The organism is Gymnodinialimonas sp. JB5-7 (assembly GCF_055693405.1).
Genome location: NZ_JBVFUX010000012.1, coordinates 2933666 through 2959911, shown reverse-complemented (window position 1 = coordinate 2959911; position 26246 = coordinate 2933666). Strand labels below are relative to the sequence as shown.

General features: G+C 61.8%; 24 protein-coding genes, 3 tRNA genes and 5 pseudogenes. 13 read left to right on the top strand and 19 right to left on the bottom strand.

The window, feature by feature from the left end:
• Positions 1-199: 199 nt before the first annotated feature.
• Complete coding sequence (locus ACZ1HK_RS23945) at positions 200-778, top strand: YqaA family protein (RefSeq protein ID WP_472630802.1); 579 nt, start codon at positions 200-202, stop codon at positions 776-778.
• On the top strand, positions 775-1251 hold the full coding sequence (locus ACZ1HK_RS23940) for a disulfide bond formation protein B (RefSeq protein ID WP_472630801.1): 477 nt from the start codon (positions 775-777) through the stop codon (positions 1249-1251). The genes ACZ1HK_RS23945 and ACZ1HK_RS23940 overlap by 4 nt, the downstream gene beginning before the upstream one ends.
• Here ACZ1HK_RS23940 and ACZ1HK_RS23935 read toward each other — a convergent pair.
• A pseudogene (locus tag ACZ1HK_RS23935) lies at positions 1248-1681 on the bottom strand (Lrp/AsnC family transcriptional regulator). The gene ACZ1HK_RS23940 and the pseudogene ACZ1HK_RS23935 overlap by 4 nt on opposite strands.
• Before the next feature lie 117 nt (positions 1682-1798).
• Here ACZ1HK_RS23935 and rocF point away from each other — a divergent pair.
• Both rocF and ACZ1HK_RS23925 read left to right on the top strand, forming a co-directional pair.
• A complete protein-coding gene (rocF, locus tag ACZ1HK_RS23930) occupies positions 1799-2734 on the top strand; it encodes an arginase (protein ID WP_472630800.1) in 936 nt (311 codons plus the stop codon).
• Positions 2731-3788: pseudogene (locus ACZ1HK_RS23925) on the top strand (ornithine cyclodeaminase). The gene rocF and the pseudogene ACZ1HK_RS23925 overlap by 4 nt, the downstream one beginning before the upstream one ends.
• Before the next feature lie 15 nt (positions 3789-3803).
• On the opposite strand, the gene ACZ1HK_RS23920 reads toward ACZ1HK_RS23925, so the two are convergent.
• The gene (locus tag ACZ1HK_RS23920) at positions 3804-4067 is read right to left on the bottom strand and encodes an usg protein (RefSeq protein WP_472630799.1); all 264 of its coding nucleotides are present in this window, start codon (positions 4065-4067) and stop codon (positions 3804-3806) included.
• Positions 4068-4266: 199 nt separating this feature from the next.
• Here ACZ1HK_RS23920 and gyrA point away from each other — a divergent pair, with 199 nt between their 5' ends.
• The 7 genes from gyrA (at position 4267) to gluQRS (ending at position 11398) form a co-directional block, all read left to right on the top strand.
• Positions 4267-7053, top strand: coding sequence for a DNA gyrase subunit A (gyrA, locus tag ACZ1HK_RS23915; protein WP_472630798.1), 2787 nt, complete (start codon positions 4267-4269; stop codon positions 7051-7053).
• Positions 7050-7253, top strand: a complete 204-nt coding sequence (locus tag ACZ1HK_RS23910; protein WP_472630797.1) for a hypothetical protein — start codon at positions 7050-7052, stop codon at positions 7251-7253. The genes gyrA and ACZ1HK_RS23910 overlap by 4 nt, the downstream gene beginning before the upstream one ends.
• Positions 7246-7608, top strand: a complete 363-nt coding sequence (locus tag ACZ1HK_RS23905; RefSeq protein WP_472630796.1) for a DoxX family protein — start codon at positions 7246-7248, stop codon at positions 7606-7608. The genes ACZ1HK_RS23910 and ACZ1HK_RS23905 overlap by 8 nt, the downstream gene beginning before the upstream one ends.
• Before the next feature lie 206 nt (positions 7609-7814).
• The gene (locus ACZ1HK_RS23900; RefSeq protein ID WP_472630795.1) at positions 7815-8465 is read left to right on the top strand and encodes a DoxX family protein; all 651 of its coding nucleotides are present in this window, start codon (positions 7815-7817) and stop codon (positions 8463-8465) included.
• 109 nt (positions 8466-8574) lie between these two features.
• Positions 8575-9927: a methylenetetrahydrofolate--tRNA-(uracil(54)-C(5))-methyltransferase (FADH(2)-oxidizing) TrmFO gene (trmFO, locus tag ACZ1HK_RS23895; protein ID WP_472630794.1), complete on the top strand. Its 1353-nt coding sequence runs from the start codon at positions 8575-8577 to the stop codon at positions 9925-9927.
• Between the two features lie 38 nt (positions 9928-9965).
• Positions 9966-10562 carry a class I SAM-dependent DNA methyltransferase gene (locus ACZ1HK_RS23890; protein ID WP_472630793.1) on the top strand — a complete coding sequence of 199 codons (597 nt, stop codon included), beginning with the start codon at positions 9966-9968 and terminating at the stop codon, positions 10560-10562.
• Positions 10559-11398, top strand: coding sequence for a tRNA glutamyl-Q(34) synthetase GluQRS (gene gluQRS / locus ACZ1HK_RS23885; protein WP_472630792.1), 840 nt, complete (start codon positions 10559-10561; stop codon positions 11396-11398). The genes ACZ1HK_RS23890 and gluQRS overlap by 4 nt, the downstream gene beginning before the upstream one ends.
• An 82-nt stretch (positions 11399-11480) precedes the next feature.
• Here gluQRS and hisI read toward each other — a convergent pair whose 3' ends face one another.
• Positions 11481-11840 carry a phosphoribosyl-AMP cyclohydrolase gene (hisI, locus tag ACZ1HK_RS23880; protein WP_472630791.1) on the bottom strand — a complete coding sequence of 120 codons (360 nt, stop codon included), beginning with the start codon at positions 11838-11840 and terminating at the stop codon, positions 11481-11483.
• Positions 11841-11906: 66 nt separating this feature from the next.
• On the opposite strand from hisI, the gene ACZ1HK_RS23875 reads away from it, so the two are divergent.
• A complete protein-coding gene (locus ACZ1HK_RS23875) occupies positions 11907-12359 on the top strand; it encodes an iron-sulfur cluster assembly scaffold protein (RefSeq protein ID WP_472630790.1) in 453 nt (150 codons plus the stop codon).
• Between the two features lie 177 nt (positions 12360-12536).
• On the opposite strand, the gene ACZ1HK_RS23870 is transcribed toward ACZ1HK_RS23875, so the two are convergent.
• The 5 genes and pseudogenes from ACZ1HK_RS23870 to sciP form a co-directional block, all read right to left on the bottom strand.
• Complete coding sequence (locus ACZ1HK_RS23870) at positions 12537-12659, bottom strand: hypothetical protein (protein ID WP_472630789.1); 123 nt, start codon at positions 12657-12659, stop codon at positions 12537-12539.
• Positions 12660-12782: 123 nt separating this feature from the next.
• Positions 12783-14883 (bottom strand): annotated as a pseudogene (recG, locus tag ACZ1HK_RS23865) (ATP-dependent DNA helicase RecG).
• Positions 14876-17144 (bottom strand): annotated as a pseudogene (ligA, locus tag ACZ1HK_RS23860) (NAD-dependent DNA ligase LigA). The pseudogenes recG and ligA overlap by 8 nt, the downstream one beginning before the upstream one ends.
• A gap of 157 nt (positions 17145-17301) precedes the next feature.
• Complete coding sequence (ctrA, locus tag ACZ1HK_RS23855; protein ID WP_472630788.1) at positions 17302-18015, bottom strand: response regulator transcription factor CtrA; 714 nt, start codon at positions 18013-18015, stop codon at positions 17302-17304.
• 110 nt (positions 18016-18125) lie between these two features.
• On the bottom strand, positions 18126-18401 hold the full coding sequence (sciP, locus tag ACZ1HK_RS23850; RefSeq protein ID WP_472630787.1) for a CtrA inhibitor SciP: 276 nt from the start codon (positions 18399-18401) through the stop codon (positions 18126-18128).
• A gap of 133 nt (positions 18402-18534) precedes the next feature.
• Here sciP and mnmA point away from each other — a divergent pair.
• A pseudogene (gene mnmA / locus ACZ1HK_RS23845) lies at positions 18535-19678 on the top strand (tRNA 2-thiouridine(34) synthase MnmA).
• Between the two features lie 129 nt (positions 19679-19807).
• On the opposite strand, the gene ACZ1HK_RS23840 reads toward mnmA, so the two are convergent.
• The 11 genes from ACZ1HK_RS23840 to ACZ1HK_RS23790 form a co-directional block, all read right to left on the bottom strand.
• Complete coding sequence (locus ACZ1HK_RS23840) at positions 19808-20491, bottom strand: hypothetical protein (RefSeq protein WP_472630786.1); 684 nt, start codon at positions 20489-20491, stop codon at positions 19808-19810.
• Positions 20492-20522: 31 nt separating this feature from the next.
• The gene (locus tag ACZ1HK_RS23835; protein ID WP_472630785.1) at positions 20523-21218 is read right to left on the bottom strand and encodes a hypothetical protein; all 696 of its coding nucleotides are present in this window, start codon (positions 21216-21218) and stop codon (positions 20523-20525) included.
• 22 nt (positions 21219-21240) lie between these two features.
• Positions 21241-21317 (bottom strand) — tRNA-Asp (locus ACZ1HK_RS23830).
• Between the two features lie 34 nt (positions 21318-21351).
• Positions 21352-21428 (bottom strand) — tRNA-Asp (locus tag ACZ1HK_RS23825).
• Between the two features lie 120 nt (positions 21429-21548).
• Entirely contained in the window at positions 21549-22517 is a 969-nt protein-coding gene (locus tag ACZ1HK_RS23820; RefSeq protein WP_472630784.1) for a DMT family transporter, read from the bottom strand.
• Entirely contained in the window at positions 22514-23065 is a 552-nt protein-coding gene (locus ACZ1HK_RS23815) for a GNAT family N-acetyltransferase (RefSeq protein ID WP_472630783.1), read from the bottom strand. Before ACZ1HK_RS23815 ends, ACZ1HK_RS23820 begins: the two co-directional genes overlap by 4 nt.
• A gap of 29 nt (positions 23066-23094) precedes the next feature.
• A complete protein-coding gene (locus tag ACZ1HK_RS23810; protein WP_472630782.1) occupies positions 23095-23862 on the bottom strand; it encodes a hypothetical protein in 768 nt (255 codons plus the stop codon).
• Between the two features lie 122 nt (positions 23863-23984).
• A complete protein-coding gene (locus ACZ1HK_RS23805; protein ID WP_472630781.1) occupies positions 23985-24923 on the bottom strand; it encodes a pirin family protein in 939 nt (312 codons plus the stop codon).
• Between the two features lie 92 nt (positions 24924-25015).
• A complete protein-coding gene (locus tag ACZ1HK_RS23800; protein ID WP_472630780.1) occupies positions 25016-25390 on the bottom strand; it encodes a DUF4870 family protein in 375 nt (124 codons plus the stop codon).
• A gap of 179 nt (positions 25391-25569) precedes the next feature.
• A tRNA-Val gene (locus tag ACZ1HK_RS23795) sits at positions 25570-25645 on the bottom strand.
• Positions 25646-25691: 46 nt separating this feature from the next.
• Positions 25692-26246 (bottom strand): histidine phosphatase family protein, encoded by a 555-nt coding sequence (locus ACZ1HK_RS23790; RefSeq protein WP_472630779.1) that lies wholly within the window; start codon positions 26244-26246, stop codon positions 25692-25694.

Genomic DNA, 26246 nt, shown 5'->3' with positions numbered 1-26246 from the left:
CCGGAGGTCGGACTCGAACCGACAAGCCTTGCGGCGGGGGATTTTGAATCCCCTGCGTCTACCAATTCCGCCACTCGGGCCCAGTGGACTGTCGCTTACCTCCGCCTGCGGGCGGCGTCAACGGGCGGCGGGCCTGCCTTGACCGTCGCGCGGCGATGCGGCACCCATCGCAAAACGTTTCGAGCAGGACACACACATTATGCTACGCCGCCTTTATGATTGGGTGATGGGATTTGCCGGGCATCGCCACGCGCTGTGGGTCCTGGCCATTGTCAGTTTTGCCGAAAGCTCGGTCTTTCCGATCCCGCCTGATGTCCTGATGATCCCGATGATCCTGGCGCGCCCGAAAAAGGCCTGGGTCATTGCGGGTGTCTGCCTGATCTCATCGGTCCTTGGCGGGCTTTTGGGCTATGCCATTGGGGCCTTTGCCTTTGAGGAAATCGGACGGCCGATCTTTGAATCGCTCGGCAAGTTGGAACGGATCGAGGAATTCAACGAGCGCTTTAATGGCGTGGGCTTCTGGGCTGTCCTGATCGCCGGGCTGACCCCCTTCCCCTACAAGGTCATCACGATCATGTCGGGTTGGACAGGCATGCCGCTGGGGACATTCATCATAACGTCTATCGTCGCGCGCGGACTGCGGTTCTTCATTGTTGCCGGTCTGCTGTGGAAATTCGGGGAGCCGATCCGCGACTTCATCGAGAAGCGCCTTGGGTTGATGTTCATTCTGTTTTGCGTCCTGCTTGTGGGCGGCTTCTATGTATTGAGGTTCCTGTGACGTTGACGCGCAGACATCTGATCGCGATTGCCGGGCTTGGGTCGCTTGGCATGTTTCTGGGTGCGCTCTACTTTCAGTATGTTGTGGGCTTGCTGCCCTGTGCGATGTGCCTGTGGCAACGCTGGCCGCACCGGATCGCGATTGTGCTTTCGGTTGTTGGTGTCGTGATCCCCCATGCAATCCTCGCCTGGCTTGGCGCTGCGACGGCGTTGGTCGGTGCCGGGCTTGCCCTGCTGCACACGGGGGTGGAGCGGGCATGGTGGGACGGGCCGCAGGTTTGCAGGGCCTCTGCGGCGCAGGATTTGGGAGCGATGAGCGTTGAGGACCTGTTCGACACCACAAGCGGGCCGCAATTGGTCCTGTGCAATGAGGTCGCGTGGGAATTCCTGGGCCTGAGTATGGCGTCTTGGAACGGGCTTGCGTGCCTGGTCTTGGCGGCGATCTGGGTGATGGCCGCGCGTCGTCCCGCTTAGGTGCGTCGCCCGCCTTTGCGGCTGTTCAACAGCAGACTGGTTTCAGACGTTTCCACCCCGTCGATGCGGCGGATGTCGAACAGGGTGCGGTCGAACTCTTCCAGGGTTTCGGTCCCGATCTCGGCAATCAGATCCCATTTGCCATTTGTGGAATGCACCTGCTTGACGGCCGCATGACCCGTCAGCCGGTGCATTACCCGCTCGGCCCCGGGCCGGAGATGGCCAGCATCATCAGGCCGCGCACCGGCGCATCCATAAGGTCCTGCGCGGTCTGCACGGTATAGCCGCGGATCACGCCGCGCAGTTCCAGCTTTTCGATCCGGGCCCGCACGGTTGCGCGTGTAACGCCAAGCGTCGCCGCCAGATCCGAGAGGGAGGCCCGGCCATCGCGGCGCAAAGCGGATAAGAGGGTTCGGTCAATTTCATCCATATCGGCAGCCTATAGCACCGTTTTGCACGATCTGCGCGCAAATTGTGCAATGTGGCTGCTTAACTACCCCTCAACATGCGCGGATGATCGGTAAAACGGAACAGAGCGGATGTGGCGATGAGACAGGATTGCATATTGGTTGGGGCGCCGATGGATTGCGGCAAGGCGCGGCAAGGCTGCCTGATGGGGCCGGACGCGTTCCGCGTTGCGGGCCTGCCGCGGGCGCTGCGGGATTTGGGTGTCTCCGTCCACGATGCCGGAAATGTCTCCCCTGCCCCGAACGATCTGCCGGAGCATCCGCAATTGCATGCCCTGCCCGAGACCGTGGGATGGACCGAGGCCCTGATGGGGGCCGCTGAGGCGGCCATGGCGGAGGGGTTTCCGATCTTCCTGGGCGGCGATCACGCCTTGTCGATGGGAACGGTTTCGGGGGTTGCGGCGCACGCGAAGGCGCAAGACCGCCCGCAATTCCTGCTGTGGCTGGATGCCCATACCGATTTCAATACGCCCGAGACCACTACATCGGGCAATCTGCATGGCTGCCCGGTGGCCTATGTGACGGGCCAGCCGGGATTTGACGCCTTCCCGGACGTCCCTGCCCCGATCCCGGAAGAGAATGTATGCATGATGGGCCTGCGTTCCGTCGATGCGCCGGAGCGGGCGGCGTTGGACGGCTTGCCGGTGGATTTGCACGACATGCGTGCAATTGATGAGCACGGGATTGCGGCCCCCTTGCGCGCCTTTCTGGCACGTGTGGCGGAGGCCGGCGGCGCACTGCATGTGTCGTTCGATGTCGATTTCCTCGACCCATCTATAGCACCGGCGGTGGGCACCACGGTGCCGGGCGGGGCGACCTATCGCGAGGCGCATCTGGTGATGGAGATGTTGCATGAAAGCGGCTTGGTCACGTCGCTGGACCTGGTGGAGTTGAACCCGTTCCTGGACGAGCGCGGGCGCACAGCCTCGCTGATGGTTGAGTTGGTCGCATCGCTGATGGGGCGCAAGATCTTTGACCGTCCCACCCGCCCCTTTGCCGGAGGGTTTGCCGCATGAACCTGCCCAAGCCTTCAGAGCGCGCCTTTGTGCCCTTCGTTTCCGTCGCCAACATGATGGCCCTGATTCATGCAATCGGGCTGGAACGGATGTTGGTGGAACTGGCCGATGCGATCGAGGCCGATTTCAAACGGTGGGAGCTGTTCGACAAGACCCCACGCGTGGCGGCGCATTCGCCGGAGGGGGTGATCGAGTTGATGCCGACCTCAGACGGGACGCACTACGCCTTTAAATATGTGAATGGGCATCCGAAGAACACGCGTGACGGCTTGCAGACGGTGCAAGCCTTTGGGCTGTTGGCGGATGTGGACACGGGCTATCCGGTGTTGTTGTCGGAAATGACGGTGCTGACGGCGCTGCGCACGGCGGCGACCAGCGCGATGGTGGCGAAGCATCTGGCGCCCAAGGGCGCGCGGGTCATGGCGATGATTGGCAATGGCGCGCAGTCGGAGTTTCAGTGCCTGGCGTTCAAGGCGGTGTGCGGGGTGGAGACGGTTCGGCTCTATGACATCGATGCGGGCGCAACGGCGAAAGCGGTCCGGAACCTTGAGGGCTCAGGGCTGGAGGTTGTGGCGTGCGGATCGCCGGAAGAGGCGGTGGAAGGCGCGCAGATCATCACGACCTGCACGGCGGACAAGCAATATGCGACGATCCTGACCGACAATATGGTGGGCACCGGTGTGCACGTGAACGCGATTGGCGGGGATTGTCCGGGCAAGACGGAGTTGCATCGGGATATTCTGCTGCGGTCGGACATTTTCGTGGAATACCCCCGCAAACGCGGATCGAGGGGGAGATACAGGCCCTGCCCGAGGATCACCCGGTGACAGAGTTGTGGCAGGTGATCCGGGGCGAGGCGGAGGGGCGGCGCGGCGCGCGCCAGATCACTCTGTTCGATAGCGTGGGGTTTGCGACGGAAGATTTCAGCGCCCTGCGCTATGTGCGCGATGCGTTGGAGCGGCACGGGATGTACGACCGGCTGGATATGCTGGCAGACCCCGACGATCCCCGCGACCTGTTCGGGATGGTTCAGCGGGCGCGGCCTACGAGCTAAACCCTTAGGCGCGTTTCAATGCAGCGTGAATTCACCCGTTACGTTGCGCCATTCGCCCGGTGCTATCACCTTGCGGTGGGTGAAGCGGACCGTATGCAACGGCCCTTCGATTTCGTCCTGCCAGAATTCAATGAACTCAAATAATTTCGGGTAATCGGGCGCGAGATCGTAGTCTTGCCAGACAAACGTGTTCAGCACGTTTTGGTAGTCTGGCATCCTGTAAATCATCTCGGCGGTAGTTAGCCCGTATCCTTTCAACATCAGCTCGGTCTCGGTCATTTTGCGGCACCTCTTTTGTGTTGCCCTCCCGTTCCGACCACCAGCCTGCTATGGAATCGTTAATATTCAAAGAAAACAATTTGTTAGCAAATGTGAGGATGGGCTGCCAAAATACGCCGCTGCCATTGCACCTTATGTCGCGGCACGGTATGCTACCGGCAACAAAATATAGCGTAAAACGTAGCGGACAGGCGAGACTTTGACGGACACTCCTGACACCCCAGAAGATCCCCCAACAGACGGGGGCGAAACCCTGCCTGCGCGGCCTGCCTATAGCGGCCCGAGCATCGACATCACGGCGGAGATGAAGACCAGCTTCATCGACTACGCGATGAGCGTCATTATTAGCCGCGCGATCCCCGATTTGCGCGACGGGTTGAAGCCCGTGCACCGCCGCATCCTGTTTGCGATGCACGAGACTGGGAACACCCACGACAAGTCCTACCGCAAGTCGGCGCGGCCCGTGGGCGACGTGATGGGCCAGTACCACCCTCATGGCGACAGCGCGATCTATGACGCGCTGGTGCGAATGGCGCAGGACTTCTCGATGTCTTTGCCGCTTCTCGATGGGCAGGGCAATTTCGGCTCGATGGACGGGGATAACCCGGCGGCCATGCGCTATACCGAGGTGCGGATGGACGCGCCCGCGGCCTACATTCTGGCCGATATCGACAAGGACACGGTCGATTTTGTCGATAATTACGATGGCAAGCAGCAGGAACCTTCTGTTCTGCCGTCGCGCTTCCCGAACATGCTGGTCAACGGCGCGGGGGGTATTGCCGTCGGCATGGCCACCAACATTCCGCCGCACAATCTGGGTGAGGTGATCGATGCCTGCCAGGCGCTGATCGAGAACCCGGATTTGTCGTCGGAAGAGTTGATCGAATACGTCCCGGCCCCGGATTTTCCGACGGGCGGGATTATCCTTGGCCGGTCCGGCGCGCGGAAGGCGTATCTGGAAGGGCGCGGGTCGGTGATTATCCGCGCCAAGACGCGGACCGAGGAAATCCGCAAGGACCGTTACGCCATTGTCATCGACGAGATCCCGTATCAGGTGAACAAGGCGTCGATGATCGAGCGGATCGCGGAACTGGTGCGTGAGAAGAAGATTGATGGAATTTCCGGCGTGGCGGACGAATCTGACCGGATCGGTGTGCGCGTGGTGATCGAGCTGAAGCGCGATGCGACGCCTGAGGTCGTGTTGAACCAGCTGTTCCGGTTCACGCAGATGCAGACTTCGTTTGGCTGCAACATGCTGGCTCTGAATGGCGGCAAGCCGGAGCAATTGACGCTGCGCGGGTTCCTGACCGCCTTCCTAGACTTCCGGGAAGAGGTCGTGGCGCGGCGGACGGCCTTTGAATTGCGCAAGGCGCGCGACCGGGCGCACGTGCTCTGTGGTCTGGCCGTGGCGGTTTCGAACGTAGACGAGGTTGTGCGCACGATCCGGGCGTCGGCGGATGCGCCTGAGGCGCGCGCCAAGTTGATGACGCGGGCTTGGCCTGCCGAGGAGATCCTGCCGTTCATCAAGCTGATCGATGATCCGACCCATACGGCCAATGAAGATGGCACCTACAACCTGTCGGAAACACAGGCGCGCGCGATCCTTGAATTGCGGTTGCAGCGCCTCACACAACTGGGTGTGAAGGAAGTCACGGACGAGCTCGAAGAGCTGGCGGGCAAAATCAAGGAGTACCTCGCGATCCTCGCCTCGCGCGAGCGGATTCTTGAGATCATCAGCGGCGAACTCGCCGAAGTGCGTGAGAAATTTGCCGTCGACCGTCGCACGGAGATCGTCGATTGGTCCGGCGATATGGAAGATGAGGATCTGATCGAGCGCGAAGATATGGTCGTGACGATCACCCAGGGCGGCTACATCAAACGCACGCCTTTGGCCGATTTCCGGGCGCAGAAGCGTGGCGGCAAGGGGCTGTCGGGTGGCTCGATGAAGGATGACGACGTGGTGACGTCGCTGTTTGTCGCCAACACGCATACGCCGCTGTTGTTCTTCACGACGGGCGGCATGGTCTACAAGCTGAAGACATGGCGCTTGCCGCAAGGCTCACGCTCCTCACGTGGCAAGGCGATTGTGAACATCCTGCCGATTGAGATTGGCACCGGGATTGCGGCGATCATGCCCGTGGACCGGGATGAGGATCACTGGGACGAGTTGCAGGTCGTGTTCTGCACCGACCGGGGAACGGTGCGCCGGAATGCTCTGTCTGACTTCGCCAATGTCATGCGCAATGGCAAGATTGCGATGAAGTTTGAGGGTGAGAGCGAAGGCTGGCGCATGATCAATGCGCGCATTGCGTCGAATGATGATGATGTGATGCTGGTCACCAAGAAGGGTCGCGCGATCCGCTTCCCTGCGACGGATGTGCGGGTGTTCAACAGCCGCGCGTCGACCGGTGTTCGGGGCGTGAAGCTGGCCGAGGGCGATGAGGTCGTGTCGATGTCGATCATCCGCCACTTCGATGCGGAGGCGTCCGAACGCGTGGCCTACCTCAAGCAGCGCCGCCTGATGGCCGGTGCGCCAGAGGAAGAGGCCGATCCGGACGAGGAAGAAATCGCCGAGGGGCAGCTTTCGCAGGAGCGGTATGCCGAGATGTCGGCGGCCGAAGACCTGATCCTGACGATAACGTCGGGCGGTGCGGGCAAGCTGTCGTCGAGCCACGACTACCCCGTGCGCGGACGTGGGGGCCAAGGTGTCATGGCGATGGATAAGGCCATGCGCGGCGGCGATCTGGTGGCGAGCTTCCCGGTGGATATGGACGACCAGATTATGCTGGCGACCTCCAAGGGCCAGTCGATCCGCGTACCGATTGATGGGATTTCCTTCCGGTCGCGGTCTGCGGGCGGTGTGAAAGTCTTCAACACTGGCAAGGGCGAGGAAGTGGTCAGCGTGGCCTATATCGCGGATCAGGGGGATGAGGACGCAGAAGTGATTGAAGGCAACGAAACGGACGGCGAGGCCGACGCAGAATGAGCGAGGACGTTCTTGTCTATGCCGCCCTCGCGTTCATCGTCGTTGTGACAATCATGTTCGCGCTTGGCCTGCGCCGGGGGCGCAACGTGCAGGCGACGAACGAACAGATTGCCGCCAACCAACAGCGCCAGATCGCGTTACATGAACGTCAGGTTGCCGCGCTGGAGCGGATTGCCGACAGCCTTGAAAAACGTGGCTGACGGACTGGCCCTTGCCGGGCGCTTGCTTCTTGCGGCGCTGATGGTTGCGGGAACGGTTCAGAAAGTTGCCTCCCCGTCCGAGGCGCAAGCGCTTCTGGCGCTGGCCGCCCTGCCCGGCTGGATGATCTGGCCCGCCGCCGCGTTCACGACGATTGCCGGGATTGGTATTGCGCTGGGGGTCGCCACGCGTCCATTGGGCATTCTGGCGGCGGGGTATTGCGTGGTGACCAGTATCTTCCACATCCTGATGGACGATCCCTGGCAGATGACCATTGCCTTCAAGAACTGGGTCATCGCGGGCGGCTACCTGATGCTGGCCGCTCATGGTCCGGGCCGCTTCGCGATACAGCGTTGAGGCCGGCACCCTGAGCGCCGCGGTTTTCCTGCCGCCTCAATTCGAACAGAATTAATTCACTTTCCGCACGCAAATTGTCCAAAGAATCGAACCAATCGTGACGCTCTGATACCCATGTCGTGTTCGAATTGTGGTTCAAAACGTCCGAAGGGCACCGCAACAGACGACACGGCTGACAGAGCGCATACGAGGAAAGGGGTCCTGCCATGAGCACCGGAACCGCAGACCGCGTAACGTTCAATTCTGCAGCACAAACTGCGCTGCGCGTACTGATTGCTTCTTATTTCTTGGCCGTTTCGCTGAAGATCATCCCAGGCACCAGCCTGGGCATCCTATTCGAGGCAATCCTGCCGGAACCCTATGCATCGGCCGCGGCGGCTGGACTGGTTTTCATCTTCTCCTTCATGATTATGATCGGGCTGGCGACACGGGTCGCGGCCTTGCTGATCGCGCTCATGACCTTCTTTGCAAGCTATGTCGCCATGGTCCAACTGGGCGTAGCGGATGAGCTTGGGGCCTTTTGGCGTGATTTGGCGCTGATTGCTGCGCTGCTTTTGACCTACGGCGAGGCCAGCCTGTCCGGGGACCGTCGCCGCCGGCGTCTGGTGCATCGCAAGATCGTACCGCGCCGTGTGGACGCGATCATGGCCCGCGCGGCGCTGCATGGTACAGAAGAGGCGTTGGCCACCTTGCGCCCCAAAAACCGCCCGCGCCGCGCCAGCCTGTCCAAGGTGCGCCACGATGAATCCGTGGTCAGCCGTCCGGTTTCCCGCCGACGCGGATCAGAGCGCATTGCGCCTTTGGCATCGCCGCGCACGCTGGCAGACGAGGATGATCTGGAAAACATCTTCGCCTGAGCGTTTCCATCACGACAGCAGATAGACCAACCGGTCCCCGAAAAGGGTCGCCAACACCCGAGGTTGCGCGGCCCTTTTCCTTTCGCCACCGTTCGCTTACATCCCCCCCATGACAGATCTTACCATTATCGGCGGCGGCATGGCCGGGTCCGAGGCCGCGTGGCAGGCCGCAAATGCAGGCCTCAAGGTGCGCATTGTCGAGATGCGGCCAAAGGTCGAAACCTTTGCCCATCGCACAGGCAATATGGCCGAAATGGTATGCTCGAACTCCTTCCGCTCGGATGATGATGAACAGAATGCCGTGGGCCTTCTGCATTGGGAAATGCGCGCGGCGGGCTCGATCATCATGACCACGGCGGACGCGCATAAACTGCCCGCCGGTGGCGCGCTGGCCGTGGACCGCGACCTGTTCGCTGAGGCGGTGACCGCCAAGCTGCGTGCCCATCCGAATATCGAGATCGTCGAGGATGAGATCACCGCCCTGCCCGAAAGCGGCCCCACCATCATTGCGACTGGCCCGCTGACCGGCGGCGCGCTGGCGCAAGCCATCGCAGATGAGGCAGGGCAGGAAAGCCTCGCCTTCTTCGATGCCATCGCCCCCATCGTCTATGCCGACACGATCGATATGGACGTGGCCTGGCGGCAATCCCGCTACGATAAGGGTGACACGGTTGAAGAGCGTGAGGCCTATATCAATTGCCCGATGACGAAGGATCAATACGAGGCCTTCATCGACGCGCTGCTGGAGGCCGATAAGACCGTGTTCAAGGAGGGCGAGACGGCCACGTACTTTGATGGCTGCCTGCCGATTGAGGTGATGGCCGAACGGGGGCGTGATACGCTGCGCCATGGGCCGATGAAACCTGTCGGCCTGACAAACCCCCATGATCCGCAGACCAAGGCCTGGGCCGTGGTGCAGCTGCGCCGCGACAACGCGCTGGGGACGCTATACAATATCGTGGGCTTCCAGACCAAGATGAAGTACGGCGCGCAAAAGGCTGTTTTTGCTATGATTCCCGGGCTTCAGGACGCATCATTTGCGCGTCTCGGCGGCATCCACCGCAACACCTTCATCAACTCACCCACGCTGCTGGACGATCAGATGCGCTTGCGGTCCAAGCCGCATATCCGCTTTGCGGGCCAGATCACCGGGGTGGAGGGGTATGTTGAGTCGGCCTCGATGGGCCTGCTCGCCGGCCGCCTCGCTGCTGCCGAGCATCATGGCCAAAGTCTGCCCGCTGTTCCGCATACAACCGCGATGGGCGCGCTGGTCACCCACATCACTGGCGGGGCGGAGGCCAAGACCTTCCAGCCGATGAATGTGAATTTTGGCCTGTTTCCACCGGTCGAAGGCCTCAAAGGCGGGCGGCGCGGACGCAAGGATCGCTACAAAGCCTATACTGATCGCGCCAAGGCGGATTGGACAGCGTGGTTGTCGCCACAGGCCCAAGCGGCGGAGTGATCTGGACGGCTTTGCCCAAGCGCGGTTAACCTCCGCCCATGGCAACGTTCGACAAACCGCTTTGGCAGCCCCGCAGCCCTGAGGAAACCCGCGCGCTCTACAGCGATTGGGCCAACACCTACGATGCCGATGTGCAAGGCGCGGGCTATGCGACGCCGGGCCGTCTGGCCAAGGCATTGGCCCAGGCCGCGCCGGATTTGAACGCGCCGCTGCTCGATTTCGGCTGCGGCACCGGCCTGTCGGGCATGGCGCTGGCGGCGGAGGGATTTTCGACCATCGACGGCACCGACATCACACCGGAAATGCTGGAAAGAGCAAGCGAGACGGGCGCCTACCGCAAAACATGGGCGGGCCAACCCGGCGACCTGCCGCCCGGTGGCTACCAGATCATCGCTGCCATCGGGGTCGTCAGCCTCGGCGCCGCCCCTGCCGAAACCCTTCATGGCTTGCTCGAAGCCCTGCCCTCCGGCGGACTTCTTGGGTTCAGCTACAACGATGCGACCTTGGCGGACCAAAGCTACATGGATGCGCTCGCCAAAGCGCGGACAAGCGCGGAATTGATCCATGAGGCCTATGGCGATCACCTTCCGGGCAAGGACATGAAGTCTTCCATCTATATCCTGCGCAAAGCGTGATAACCCGCTTCGCGCCTTCGCCCACCGGGCCGCTGCATCTTGGGCACGCCTTTTCGGCGCTGACGGCCTTTGATCTGGCACAGGCAGCCGGTGGGACCTTCCTGCTGAGGATGGATGATATCGACCGGGTCCGGTCGAAGCCGGAATTTGAGGCCATGGCGTTCGAGGATTTGGCTTGGCTCGGCCTGCACTGGCCCGAACCGGTCTTGCGCCAATCCCGGTCCGAGGACAGGTTTCGCGCCGCCTTGACGCAATTGGACGCGTTGGGATTGATCTACCCCTGTTCCTGCTCACGTGGCGATATCGCCGCAGCCGCAGGTGCGCCGCAAGAAGGTGTGCCGGAATTCGGGCCGGACGGGCGGATCTATCCCGGCACCTGTCGGGGGCGCGCCATGTCGGATCTCAAACCTGATGATGCGATCCGGCTCGACATGGAAAAGGCATTGGCGAAAGGGCCTTTGCCTGCGTTCCTTGAGATTGGCCCTGAGCAGCCCGGCAATCACGTGCTTGACCCTGACGCGATGCTGCGCGGCATTGGAGATGTCGTGGTCGCCCGAAAGGGTCAGGCCGCGGCCTATCACCTGAGTGTTGTGGTCGACGATACCGCGCAAGGCGTGACCCTTGTCACGCGCGGCATGGACCTGTTCGATGCCACGCCGATCCATGTCCTTCTGGCCTATCTGCTGGACGTACCGATCCCCGATTACCACCACCACCGCCTGATCCGCGACGAACACGGCAAGCGCCTTGCCAAACGCGATGATGCGCGCGCGATCTCGAAACACCGCGCTGAGGGCGCAACCCCGCAAGACATCCGCGCCATGGTTGGCCTCTAGGCGCGCGCCGCCCTCTTTGTTCCAGAAATATGCCGGGGTTTGGGGCAGCGCCCCAACGCGCGCTTGCGCGCAAGCAAGAAACCTATTCCGGGGCCATCAGCTCCACTTTGTCGCCCGAGGTCACAGAGGTGTAGAAGCAGACCCGCCGGTTCGTGTGGCAGGCCGGGCCGGTTTGGCGCACGATGGCCAAGAGGCAATCCCGGTCGCAATCCACGCGCAGATCCACCAATTCCTGTGTGTGGCCCGATGTCTCCCCCTTGATCCAGAAGCTGGCCCGCGAGCGGCTCCAATAGGTGACGCGCTTGGTCTCAAGCGTCTTGGCGACGGCCTCGGCATTCATCCACGCCATCATCAGGACCTCACCCGATCCGTCTTGTTGGGCGATACACGGGATCAAGCCGTTGGCGTCGTAACAAAGGCTTGAAGGATCGAAGGCCGCCATGTCGCACCTCTTTGCAAATCAATTGTCCGCCGCTACCTATGGGAGGACGTACCGAAAGGCAAAGCCATGGCCAGCGATAGCGACCTGATCAAGCTCTACTCCCAGCGCATCCTGGCGCTGGCAGCGGATATTCCGCATCGCGGAAGGATCGATGCGCCACAGGCCAGTGTCAAAAAGCGCGCGCCCTTGTGCGGGTCAACCGTGACTGTCGATCTCGACATGACAGATGGGGTGATCTCGCGCTTCGGGCAGGATGTGAAGGCCTGCGCCCTGGGCCAGGCCTCGGCCGCTATACTGGGGCAGTCCGTCATCGGGCGCAGCCGGGCAGAGATCGAGGGCGCGCGCGATGCCCTTCGCGCGATGCTGAAGGATGGAGGCCCCGTGCCAGCGGCCCCGTTCGACGGATATGAAGTGCTGGAACCGGCACGCGACTACCGCAATCGCCATGCGTCGATCCTGCTGGCGCTGGAGGCCACGTCTGAAGCCATGGCCGAAGCGGAACGCGCCGCCTGCGCCTGATCCCCAACACCACATCAGAAAAAACCGCCGCACACCCGGGGCTCGGGTGGCGGCGGAGGAATGCGTATCCGAGGCGCTCCGAGGCAGGGAGCTGAGGGGTCGTCAGATGATCTTAGGCGGGGACAAGTCGCGTAAGGTCGGAACCCAAAATGGACCGCAGGCAGAAACAGGTAAGAGTTACACAGCACCCGGCAGGAAAAGCATGCCAACGGTGATCGCGGCCAAGGCCACCACACCGGCCAGGTCATACATCAGCGTGTTGCGCGACCGTGCGAGGATCTGAGTGGCTTGGTGGATCATGGTGACCTCCGAAGGGTGTTGTTAACGTCTTGTTGATGCTTTGTTCTCATGTATCGATAAAATTGTAAAGAACTTTTTAAGAACATTTGAGAACAAAACGCGTTTTGTTCTCATGCCCCTAGGTTAACCGACCCCAAGAAGGCGGATCGCCTTGTCCTGTTCCATCAACCACAAAAGGACCCGCGCAGAATGTCCGCGCGCGCCGACAAGGTCGGGATCAAGGGCGAGAAGGGCGCGCGCATCGTTCTGGGCCAGGGCCTGCAGGGCGCTTTGTTCCTCAAGGTCTGCAATGCGAAAGCGCGGCAAGCCGGATTGGGCGGTTCCGATCAGATCCCCTGCCCCGCGGATCGCAAGATCCTCTTCCGCGATGCGGAAGCCATCTTCGGTCTCTCGCATCACTTGCAAGCGGCGGCGTGCGGTTTCGCCCAAAGGGTCGCGGAACATCAAAAGGCAGGTGCTTTCCGCTGAGCCGCGCCCCACGCGCCCCCGCAGTTGGTGCAGCGTGGACAGGCCAAAGATCTCGGCCTGCTCGATCACCATGATCGAGGCATTGGGCACGTCGACGCCCACTTCGATCACGGTTGTGGCGACCAGCACCCGCGTCTCCCCCGCTTTGAAGCGCGCCATGATGGCGTCCTTGTCGGCCGGTGGCATCTGACCATGGACCAATGCCACGACATCGTCACCCAAAGCGGCCCGCAGCATCTTGAAGCGTTCTTCCGCTGCGGTCGCGTCGTAGACTTCGCTTTCCTCAACCAGGGGCAGACCCAATAGACCTGCCGCCCTTCGTCGAGGGCTTTGCGCAGGCGTCCGACCACCTCGTCAATCCGCGCTGTGGAGACCAAGGCGGTCTTTACTGGCGTCCGGCCCGGCGGTTTTTCATCCAGAACCGAGACATCCATATCGCCATACTGCGCAAGGCTGAGCGTCCGGGGGATCGGTGTGGCGGTCATCACCAGAACGTCCAGCGCTTCGCCCTTTTGGCTGAGCCGGACCCGTTCGCGCACGCCGAAGCGGTGCTGTTCGTCGACCACGGCGAGACGCAGATCAGCAAATTCAACATCGTCCTGGAACACGGCATGGGTGCCCACGAGGATGTGGATATCGCCGCACCTGAGGGCGGCGAGCTTTGCCGCGCGGGCTTTGCCCTTGTCCGCTCCTGTCAGGATCTCACACACCACGCCGGCATCATCGGACAGGGGTTTGAGGTTCAGGTAGTGCTGCCCCGCAAGGATCGAGGTCGGGGCCATCATCACGCCCTGCCCGCCCGCTTCGACGGCCGCCAACAGGGCCATGAACGCCACAAGGGTTTTGCCCGCCCCGACATCGCCCTGCAGCAGGCGGTTCATGCGGTGCGGGCGCGCCATATCATCGGTGATCTCCTGGATTGCGCGGGTCTGGGCGCCCGTTGGCGCATAGGGCAAGGCGGCAAGCACCTTTGTGCGCAGATGCCCGTCACTGGCAGTCACGAGACCGGGCTGCTTGCGCCGGTGTGCGCGGGCGAGGGACAGCGTGAGTTGGTGGGCGAACAACTCATCATAGGCCAGACGTTCGCGCGCGGGCGTAGCCCGGCTCAGGTCGCCCATGTTTTTGGGCGCGTGAACCTCAGCTATTGCATCGGCCCAAGCGGGCCATTTCTTTTCCTTGCGCAGATCGAGGTCGATCCATTCCCCGAGATATTCCACCCGCGTGAGCGCGGAGGCCATGGCCTTGTGCACACCGCGCTGGGTCAGGCCCTGTGCCAGGGGGTAGACCGGTTCAAATTCCGGGATGTCGGCTGCTTCTTCGGGGGCAGCATATGGTCGGGATGGGCCATCTGCGCGATGCCGTCGTAAAGTTCCACCTTGCCGGACACGACCCGACGGCTGCCCACGGGCAGTTGACGTTCCAGGTAATCGCCGCGGGCGTGGAAAAAGACGAGCTGAAATGCGGTTTGCGCATCTTCGACATCGACGCGGTAGGGCCCGCGCCCGCGCGGTTTGTGGTGCTTGCCTATCGTGACCTCGACCGTGGCAAGCCCCGGTAGTGGCACATCGCGGATCGACGCGCGCCGGGTCCTGTCGAGCCCGCCGGAGGGGAGCGTCAAGATCAGGTCCTTGGGGGTCTCCACCCCGATCCCGGCATAGTGTTTGGCCGTTTTCGGACCGACACCATCCAGCGTCTCCAGCCCGGCGAAGAGCGGGAACAGAAGCTCTGGCCGACCTTTTGGGACCTGCTCAGCCATCGCCCACCAATGCCAGCCATCCATCTTCGTCGATGGTCTCGATCCCCAGTTCCGCCGCTTTGGTAGCCTTTGACCCGGCCCCGGGCCCTGCCACCAGAAGGTCCGTTTTGGCAGACACGCTGCCCGAGACCTTGGCGCCAAGGCTTTCCGCGCGCGCCTTGGCTTCGGCGCGGGTCATCTTTTCGAGGCTGCCGGTGAAGACCACCGTTTTGCCTGCCACGGGGCTGTCGGTTGCCCGTGCTTCAGGCGCCGTGGGGCGGAGCATGGCAACCAATCGGTCGATCGAGGCACGCTCGGTCGTTTGCTGGAAGGTCGTCACAAGCGACACGGCGACGGTTGCGCCGATGCCGTCGATGCCGGTCAGGTCGTCCCAGGCCGCTTTCGCGTCCGGCGGGGTGTCCGCCCAGGCGGCTTCGCGTGCGGCGGACAGATTGGCGCGGCGGCCTTCGTCTGCGGCCTTGGCACGCTCCGCTACGATCGCCTCTTCCGCGGCGCGGTGTGCGGTTGCCGCGGGGGCGGCCGCATCGACGGTTTGCGCCAGCGCATCCCAGCTGGTGTAGTGGCGCGCGAGATCTGCCGCGGCAACCTCGCCAACATGACGAATGCCAAGGGCAAAGATCAGACGCGCAAGTGGGATTTCGCGCTTTTCGTCAATGGCCTGGAACAGGTTCTCGGCCGATTTCTCCCCCAGCCCTCGCGGTTCTTGAGCTGTTGGAGGCCCTGCCCAAAGCGATCCCGCAGGGTGAAGATGTCGGCGGGTTCCTTGACCCAGCCGTCCGTGTGGAAGGCCTCGACCTGCTTGGCGCCAAGCCCTTCGACGTCGAATGCGGCGCGCGAGACGAAGTGCTTGAGCTTCTCGACGGCCTGGGCCGGGCAGATCAGCCCGCCCGTGCAGCGCCGCACCGCGTCACCTTCTTCGCGGATCGCCTGGCTTTGGCATTCCGGGCAGGTGACGGGAAAGACGTATCGCGCCGCGTTGGCGGGGCGTTTGGACAGATCGACATCGGCCACTTTCGGGATCACATCGCCGGCGCGGTAGATCTGGACGGTATCGCCCACGCGGATATCCTTGCCGACTCCTTTTCATCGGGGCGAATGGGCGCACCATTGGCGTCGCGGCCCGCGATGTAATCCTCATTATGCAGGGTCGCGTTGGAGACGACGACCCCGCCCACGGTCACGGGTTTCAGGCGGGCGACCGGGCTGAGCGCGCCGGTGCGGCCAACCTGGATATCGATGGCCTCAAGCGTGGTCCAGGCAAGCTCGGCCGGGAACTTATGGGCGATGGCCCAACGCGGCGTTGTGGAACGCATTCCGAGGCGGCGCTGGTAGGAGAGATCGTCGACCTTGTAGACAACGCCATCGATGTCATAGCCAAGGTCTGCGCGCCCCTCCTCAATACTCGCGTAGTGCGCCAGCATTTCCTCGCTGTTTTGGCAGGTTTTCGTGTGGTCGTTGATTTGAAACCCGAGCGCCTCGAGGCGGGACAGAGCGCCTGTCTGGGTCTCGGCCAACGGGGCACTGAGCTCTCCCCACGCATAGGCGAAGAATTTCAGAGGGCGCGCTTTGGTGATGTTAGGGTCCAATTGGCGGAGTGAGCCTGCGGCCGCGTTGCGCGGGTTTGCAAAGACCTTGTCACCGGCTTCTTCCTGGCGCGCATTCAGGGCCGCGAAGTCGGCGTGGGACATATAGACCTCGCCGCGCACTTCGAGGATCTCCGGCGCGTCGGTCAGAGATGTCGGGATGTCGCTGATCGTGCGGGCATTGGCGGTGACGTTCTCGCCCGTTGTGCCGTCTCCCCGCGTGGCAGCGTGCACGAGTTTTCCGCCTTCATAACGCAGGGAAAGCGACAGGCCATCGATCTTGGGCTCTGCCGTGAACGGCAGAGGCGCGGCTTCTTTCAGCCCCAGATACCTGCGGATGCCATTTACGAAATCCTGTACATCACTCGCGTCAAATGCGTTTGAGAGCGACAGCATCCGCTCGGCATGGGTGATTTTGGAAAATCCTGCAGATGGCGCGGCGCCGACCTGATCTGAGGGGCTGTCGGCGCGTTTGAGATCCGGAAACTGCGCCTCAAGCGCGGCGTTCTCACGTTTCAGCCTGTCATATTCGGCATCGCTTAGCTCTGGCGCATCGTCCTGATAATAGGCGTCATTGGCGGCCCCAAGCAGATGGGCCAGTTCGGCAAGGCGCGCTTCGGCGGCCTTCGCATCGAGCGTTGATGCCTCTTTTGTCGGTGTGTCGGTCTGTTTCGACATGGCCAATTCCCCCGAACGATGCCTCCGCTCTTGGGTGTAGGTCGCGGCGCAGCGATGGTCCAGAGCGACGCGGTTGAGCAGGCGGTTCGGCACAAAGAAAAACGGCCCCGAGCGATTGCCAAGGGCCGTCTTTCGGTCTTGCTGCAGGGAAAGCAGTTCAGCCGGTTGCGGCCATGTCCATCTGCTCGGCTTGTGGCACCGGATCGCGCAGAACATATCCACGGCCCCACACTGTTTCGATATAGGTGTCGCCGCCGGTCGCCTCGGACAATTTCTTGCGCAGTTTGCAGATGAAGACATCGATGATCTTGAGTTCAGGCTCATCCATGCCGCCGTAAAGATGGTTGAGGAACATCTCTTTCGTCAGCGTGGTCCCTTTGCGCAGCGAAAGGAGTTCGAGCATCTGATATTCCTTGCCGGTCAGGTGCACCGGCGCGCCTTCGACATCCACCGTCTTCGCATCGAGATTGACGGAGATCCGCCCGGTTTCGATCACGGATTGAGCGTGGCCCTTGGAGCGCCGGATGATGGCGTGGATACGGGCCACAAGTTCTTCGCGGTGGAAGGGCTTGGTCAGATAGTCATCTGCGCCGAAACCGAACCCTTTGAGCTTGTTCTCAGGATCGTCGAGGCCGGACAGGATCAGAATGGGCGTCTCGACCCGGGCAGTGCGCAGATGGCGCAGAACCTCATGCCCCGAGACGTCAGGCAGGTTCAGGTCAAGCAATATGATGTCGTAATCGTAGAGCTTCGCAAGGTCCATTCCCTCTTCTCCGAGGTCGGTTGAATAGACATTCAGGTTCGCGTGATTCAGCATCATTTCGATGCTGCGCGACGTGGTAGGATCGTCTTCGACAAGCAGAACCCGCATCAGCTCTCTCCAATTAAACTCGTTTGTTAACTCCACTCTTCGTCGAAATGGTTAATTACACGTTACCTGCACGGTGCTATTTCTCCAAAATATCACTTTTCTTTTGCGGTTTATTCGCGAAATTTCTGCAGAGCCGTTGTTTTCAAGGCTTTTTCGCCGTGTTTCAAAACAGCCAGGCGCCAGCTTTCCAATTCCTCTTCAGATAGGGAATAGGTGCGAATCGCCTCTTCCGCCGTCATCAATCCATGATCGACGGCGTGAACCACCGCTGCCTTACGGCTGGCCACCCAGCGCGTGGTCTTGGGCGATGGCAGGTCTGACCGGGTCAGTGTCGCCCCGTTGGGCAGGGTGACCGCATGGGGCCCCTGGATTTTTCGAATGTACATCTCGGCCTCACAGCTTTTGTTCTTGGGTCGCGGGCACTGTGACCGTTGAGCCTTAAGATCAAGTAAGCGCGCCTTGAGATGTCTCGGCTTTTTCCTATATGGCTGCGGCACACCTTCAATTGGGCAAACCGATATGGCACTCGACCGCGCAGACGGCCTAAATTCCCTTGGCTTTGCAAAGGCCCCGCAAGACACGCGCGTTGTGGTCGCGATGTCAGGCGGCGTGGATTCCTTCTGTGGTTGCGGCCATGCTGGCCGAACAGGGCTATGATGTCGTCGGCGTGACGCTGCAGCTTTATGACCACGGCGCAGCACTTGCCAAGAAAGGGGCCTGCTGTGCCGGCCGTGACATCCATGACGCGGCCCGTGTGGCTGAGACGATGGGTTTTCCGCACTACGTCCTGGACTATGAAAATGTGTTCAAGGATGCGGTGATTGACGAATTCGCCGACAGCTATCTTGCGGGCGCCACGCCTGTCCCCTGCATCCGCTGCAATGAGCGTGTGAAATTCAAGGATCTGTTGGGCACCGCCAAAGATCTTGAGGCCGATTGCATGGCGACCGGCCACTACATCCAGCGGATGATCGGGGCGCAAAAGGCGGAGCTACACTCCGCCGCCGATGCCGCGCGCGACCAGAGCTATTTTCTGTTTTCCACGACGCAAGAGCAGCTTGACTACTTGCGTTTCCCGCTTGGTCATCTGGCCTCCAAGGCCGAGACCCGCGCGCTGGCCGCAAAATACGGGCTGAGCGTGGCGGACAAGCCCGACAGTCAGGACATTTGCTTTGTGCCGAACGGCAACTACGCGGCTGTGATCGAAAAGCTGCGCCCAGGTGCGGCGGATCCCGGCGAGATCGTGGATATGGACGGCAATGTCCTGGCCGAGCATCGCGGTGTGATCCACTACACGATTGGTCAACGCCGCGGCCTTGGCATCGGCGGTTTGAGCGACCCGCTCTACGTGGTGAAACTGGACCCGGACGCGCGGCGCGTGATCGTGGGCCCGAAAGAGGCGCTGAGCACACGCACCGTACCAGTGCGCGAGATCAACTGGCTTGGCGATGCCCCGTTCGACAGCCGCGAGGCTTGGGAACTGGATGTCAAAATCCGCTCCACCCGTCCGCCGCGCGGGGCCACGATCCGCCCAATTTCCGCCACCGAGGCTGAGGTTGAGCTTGTCGTGGCCGAAGAAGGTGTGAGCCCCGGCCAAGCGTGCGTTTTCTACGACCCGACCGGCACCCGAATCTTCGGCGGCGGGTGGATCCACAAAGGCTGACGCGCGCCCGCCCTCTTTGTTCGTCAAATATGCCGGGGGTTTGGGGGCAGCGCCCCCTTCGCCCTCTCCACATGTCGCAAACGCCTGCGGGATCTGAGGCGGAGGGCAATGGCCGCCTTGCCCTCCGCCTCAGACAGCGCCGCCGATCAGGAAGGCGCGAAAGGATACCTGTTGGTGACCGTTGGTCAGGATCACATCGCCACTTTCGACCCATACAATGCTGTCACCGGCGTCGTTCCGCCCTGACAGTCTGAAGCCGTCCTCACCCAGAAGCGGCAAAAACAGCCCACCGGTTTCAATTTCCACCTGCGCGTAGACTGCGCGCAACCCGGCAGCGGCCGCGGCCTCAGGCAGGATCGCCACGGTTTCGGCATCGTCCCAGATGAAGGTGCAATGCAGCCGGGCCACCGCGGCCTCGGGCCAAACCTCCGCGTCATCGGCCAAGGGCAAGACGGCACCCATCAATCCAAACGTCTCAGGTCGTGCAAAGCCGTATTCGGTGAAGAGGTCGCGGGTCGCCACCCCGTAGCGCGCGCATCCGAACAGTGCACCTGGGCGCGGCGAGGCCCCCTCGCCGCCAAATATCCCGCCAAGCGCCCACCGAAACGGATCGTCGACAGAGGCGATCTCGGGCGATGGCTCAAATTGCACGCCGGGCAGCGCCGCCTCCAACCGGTCTAGAAACCTGTCGGCCTGTGCATCGGCATGGGACGCAAGGGCCAATATCTCCGCCAAGGGAAAGTTCAGTGGTTGTGCGGCAAGCGGGCCTGTCGCCAGTAAGGCGAAACCAAGTGAAATCAGGCCGGTTTTCATGGTCGCAGAGGCTAAGCTGCCGCCTGGGATCTCACAATGGGTCACACACCGCCGACAAGGGCGAAACTGCGGGTTTGGACGCCCACACGGATCCCTTGGAGCGAAATGATTGCCGATTCAAAAACATTGCGTCAACGCGCGCGGCCTCCGTTGCCGTCACTTCACGGGTGTCCGACCCAAGGCCGAACGGGTCATCTTCCCAAACGCGCACAGCAAAATATTCGGCAAGGAGCCCGTCGATCTGTGCCTCATCCAAATCGATCGCAGTGTCAGAGGTCGGGGCGACCAGCGTAGTTGTGCAGTTTAACACCGCACCCGCGTCCTCAGGCCAAACGGCAAGGTCATCCGCGCGGACACTCGCTTCAATCAAAATGATTTGGTCCAGAGCGGTCAGATCGGTGTTCCCGCCAAAGTAATCCCGCGTTGCGATACCATATTGCGTGCACGACAGGCCAAATACGCGCACCGGGTCTTGGGTGATGCTCAGGGTACCTTCAATGACCCAGAACATCTCATCGTCCACCGGAGCGACCATATTGCTCAAACGGACACGGTGATCCGGGAATTGCTGTTCCAACCGTTCCAAAACATCGTCTGACCCGGCCCCGACCAGCACGGCAATATCCAATGGAAGCTGCAGGATTGGCGGTATCGCCTCGGGTTCATCCGCGCAGACGGGCGCTGACAGGCCAAGCGATATCAATGCAGCGGAGCAGAGGCGGTTCATGCGGGATCCCAGAACGAACAAGTGGCGCGGTTGACGGGGCTCGAACCCGCGACCCCCGGCGTGACAGGCCGGTACTCTAACCAACTGAGCTACAACCGCGCATCGGCCGGAGAGTGCGTCGTGCAAAGGGTGGTGGCGCGGTTGACGGGGCTCGAACCCGCGACCCCCGGCGTGACAGGCCGGTACTCTAACCAACTGAGCTACAACCGCTCACCCTTTACACCGGGCAACCCGGCGTGAGGGGCGGTTTAGGGCCAGCCGCCTGCCCCGTCAAGCGGTCGGTTGCTTGGATTTGCGGCTTTTCGATTGCCCGCGTCTTGCTTGCCCGCTCTAGCCCCGTCGGATCGGGCGTTCTGCTGCTGGCCCAACGCCTGCACGGCGCCGTTCGCGGGCGAAAACATAAAGGCCTGCACCGGCGATCAGGGCGGTGCCTGCAAGCATCACCCAGCCGGGCCGTTCCCCGAAGACCAGCCAGCCAAGAGCGATCGCCATGGGCAAAGCCGCATATTCGTAGGACGCAATCGTCGCCGCATCCCCAAGGCGGTAGGCCTGGCTCAGGCAATAACCGATCATGCCTGACATCAATCCAAGGATCGCAAATTTCCAGAGGTCCTCACTGGCAGGCCAAATCCATGCGCGCAGCAGGAAAACGAGGCTTTCATTTTGCACCTGACCGGCAAGCCGCCCGTCACCCACACTGATCCAGAACAGGATCGAGACGCCGATAAATGCCACCTGAATGTAGATCGCCATGGCCGAGGCCGCCGATTTGGCCCCCAATTTGCGGGTCATCACTTGCATGCCCGCGTAGCACGCAGCCGCAACAACCGGCAGAAACAGCGCGCCCGTCGGCACCGCCCCCCAATCGCTGGCGGGCAACATCATCACGCCCACGCCCGCAAAGCCCACCAACAGTGCCGTCAGGCGATGGACGCCAACCTGCTCCCCCAGGACCGGGATCGCCAGAAGCGTAATAAAGAGCGGCGCCACAAAGAACAGGGCCGTGGCCACACCCAATGGCATCACGGCGAGCGCGGCGAAAAAGGTCATGTTCGCGATCACGATCAGGATCGCTCGCACAAGGTGCAGCCCCGGTTGGTCTGTCTTCAGAAGGGCCAAGCCCCCTTCTCCCATGAGGAGGATCGCGGTGAAGCACAGCCCGATGATCGACCGGATGAACACCATCTGATGCAGCGGATAGCCCCCCGAGAGCAGCTTGATCAGCGTGTCGTTGACCGAGATGCAGGCCATGCCGATCAGGATCAGCACGATGGCGCGGGTTGGGGTTCCGGTGCTCATACGTCCGCCCCGCTCAGCCGGTCGGCCAACCAGACCGTATCGCGCCAGATGACTGTGACGGCAGGCACGGTGACGCCAAGGACCTCATCGGCGAACTCCGTGCTCTCCGCTCCGCCCCACGCTTTGTAGATGGCACGGGCCTGCTTGTTGGCGCTCAGCACCTCCAGCGAGAGCGCGCCGGGAATGGCCAGCACCGCGACTGACGACATCAAGGCCCGCCCGACCCCTTGGGCCCGGAACGCAGGCGCGACATGCAGGTTGTCGAGGAAGGCCGATCCGTCAGGGCCTGCATCCAGCATCGCTGCGAATCCCAGCAGAGCGCCGGCCCCATCGCGCGCCACCAGGCAGCGGCGATCGACCAAAGCGCCATTGTGCCATTTGCGCTCCATATAGTCGGACAAATATGTGCCCAAAGCGTATTCGGGCAGAGTTCCCGCATAGTCCCGCCGCCAGTTCGCCTCATGCAGCTGCGCGATCTCGGGCAGGTCCTGCGGCAAAGCCGGGCGAATATGCATGACAAGGCCAGATGACATGGCCGGACGGTGCATGGGCGATCCGCCAAGCGCAAGGGACGGTGTTACAATCCGCGATGGGTGCGGATCAAATCCTCCAGCACGCGCAGCTCTGCCATGATCTCGGACAGCACCTGGGCCGAGACCTCCATCTGCGCAAACGGGCCCGTTTCGGGATCGCCTGCTTCGACTACGATGGTCATATCCTGTGGGGCGTCACGCTGCGCCCGGTAGAGATCGATGATGGATTGCAGCTCAACCATGCGAAACACGTTCGCCGAGCGCGCATAGCGCAACAGGAACGTTGTCTCTGATCCGCCTAGAAACACACCTGCGCGAATATCATCAGGCGCGGTTTCGCCAAGAACCGGGGCGAGCGTGGAGTTGGCCAGAATGCCCGTCTCTTGCGCCGAGACCTCGAAATTCAGCCAGGCCAGCGCGCCTGCCGCATCATATTCCAGATCCAAGACGACGCCCCGCCCGGCGGAGGCGTCGACACGGCACCAGAACCCGCCCGGGTAACGCTCGGGCGGCAGATCCTGCGGGATCGGCCCGCAGGCCGACAGAACCAGCCCCGCGCCGTCCCCTTCGGCACGCAGGATTTGCACGGTGTCGGGGAAATACTGAACAAAGGCCGCGTTCGGGTCGTCCGAAATCGCCTCTGAAATCTGGATCATCGGGCCGTAGACATCGCTCGGCACCAACGTACAAATCAGCGGGCTGCCCAATTGGCCCGGTTCCACGAAATAGTCCAGCAATGCGCCTGCCCGCGCATCAATGGGCAGATCATCGGAGATATAGTTCTCGGCACAAGCATCCGGTGAGAATGCCATGCCTTCGGACGCTGCCAAGGACAGCACGAAACCCAATGCACAAAACGGGGACGACTTCAAAACACCCTCAGGCCGTTGCCAATGCCGATGTCCGCGGACATTACGGGGGCCGCGCCGGGCTGTCACCTCTCGGGCAATGGAATGAATTCTGCGTCATCGGTCGGCGGAAGTTGGAAGCGGCCATGTTGCCAATCGCCTTGGCGCCAGGCCTCTTTCGCCTCTTCGATCCGCTCTTTCGACGAAGCCACAAAGTTCCACCAGATATGGCGCGGCCCTTCCAGGGTCTCGCCGCCCAGGATCATCACCCGCGCGCCTTGGTCGCCCGCGGTCATCGATACGCGGTCGCCCGGGCGGAACACCATCATCTGACCCTTTTCAAAGGTCTGGCCCGCGACGCTGACACTTCCGTCCACCACATATGCCCCGCGATCTTCGTGATCATCCGGCATGGGCAGTTTGGCCCCCGGCTCCAACAGCGCATCCGCGTAGAACATCTCGGACGGGGTCGCGACGGGGGCGGCCTCACCATAGGCCGTGCCCAGGATAAGGCGCAGGGATTTGCCCTCACCCTCCAGAAAGGGAAGCTCGGCCTTTGCGGCATGCACAAAGTCGGGCGCATTGTCTTCGGCATCTTTCGGAAGAGCGATCCACGTCTGAATGCCGGCCAGTTTGTAGGGCTGTTTGAGCATCTCGCCGTCAATCCGCTCGGAATGGGTGATCCCGTGGCCGGCGGTCATAAGGTTCACGGCCCCCGGTTCGATCCATTGGTCTGTGCCAAGGCTGTCGCGGTGGTGGAACTTGCCTTCATAAAGGTAGGTCACGGTGGACAGGCCAATATGAGGATGGGGTCGGATATCGACCCCCTGCCCCGTGATGAATTCTGCCGGACCCATCTGATCGAAGAAGATGAACGGGCCGACCATCTGCCGCTTGGGCGCAGGCAAGGCACGGCGCACTTCGAAATCACCCAGATCGCGGGCGCGCGGGACAATGACAGTTTCGATTGCGTCGACGTCATCACCAGTCGGACAATCGGGGTCGAGGGCGGGATTCCAGCTCATGCGTCATATCCTTTGTGAGATCTATGCACTGGTAAACTGGCAGCACGGACGCGCCAATTCTGACAAATCACACGAATTCTGTGCGTAAACGCTCAGATCGCTTTCATGCCGAGGACTTCGACGCCCTGAATCGGCTGCTGCCTTTGCGCAAGCTGAATGCCTGTAATGATCCGAACGGCCAGCCAAACGACCCAGATGGCCCAGATCAGGAAACCGATAAGTACAAAGGCGAAAACGAAGCCCACGATGATCCACGCAAATCCCCACCAGAACGTGCGGATCTGGAAGGAAAGATGGGAATCGAGGATCGGGTCCTTGCCGCGCTCCACATAGGCGTAGACCACGCCGGCCAATGCGGTGAAGGGCACGAAAATGCCAAGGCCCAGAAGAACGTAGATGATGATCGCAGGCTGAAGTGGATTTCCTTGGCCGGGGGCATAGATGGGCGGCGGCCCTTGATCTGACATGTTCGATAACCCGTTCTTTTCGTGCGTTGGGCCAACTGTGACAGGAAGGTCTTGCGCGGGTCAACGGCGCAAAGGGTGTGGCGCGCGCATGTGGGGGTTAGGTAAGCACCTAGGTGGACGTGCCTCAGGCCATAAAAGCTGCCGCGTCACGGGAGTCTAACAGTGCATAGAGGATTGGGTGGTGGGTGGTGAGGGGCTCGAACCCCCGACATCCTCGGTGTAAACGAGACGCTCTACCAACTGAGCTAACCACCCGAACCGACGCGGGCTGTAACAAATCCTCTGCCCCTCCGGCAAGCGGTTACTGACCCAAGATGCGCGCTTTTCCGTTTTCGACGACATGAACGACACCCTGACCGCCCGGCAGGGTCCCCAGCGCCTCTGGCGGCAAGCCCAATGCGAGGCACCGCAGCAGGCGCGAGGTGACCCCATGGGTCACGAGAATCGTGGGTTTGGTCAGATCATCCAGAACGGCACGACAGCGCAGGGTCATCTCATCCAGCGTTTCGCCACCGGGCGCACCGAATTTCCACATGTGCCAGTCTTCGGTCGGGTCGATGCCGTCTTTCTCTGCCGCGATCTCGGTTGGTGTGCGTCCGGTCCAGTCGCCGACGTTGATCTCTTGCAAGCGGGCATCCTCGATGGCCGTGCCGAAATGCTGGTCAAGCGCAACTTCGGCCGTTGCCCTGGCCCGGCCAGAGGGGCTGTAGCGAGCAGCCTGACTGCCATCCAATATGCCGAACAGGATCTTCCGTTGCGCCTGGGCCTGTGCCCTGCCCAAAGGGGTCAGCGGGGAATCCTGCCAGCCTTGCATGCGATCGGCGAGGTTCCATTCGGTTTGTCCGTGGCGCAGCAC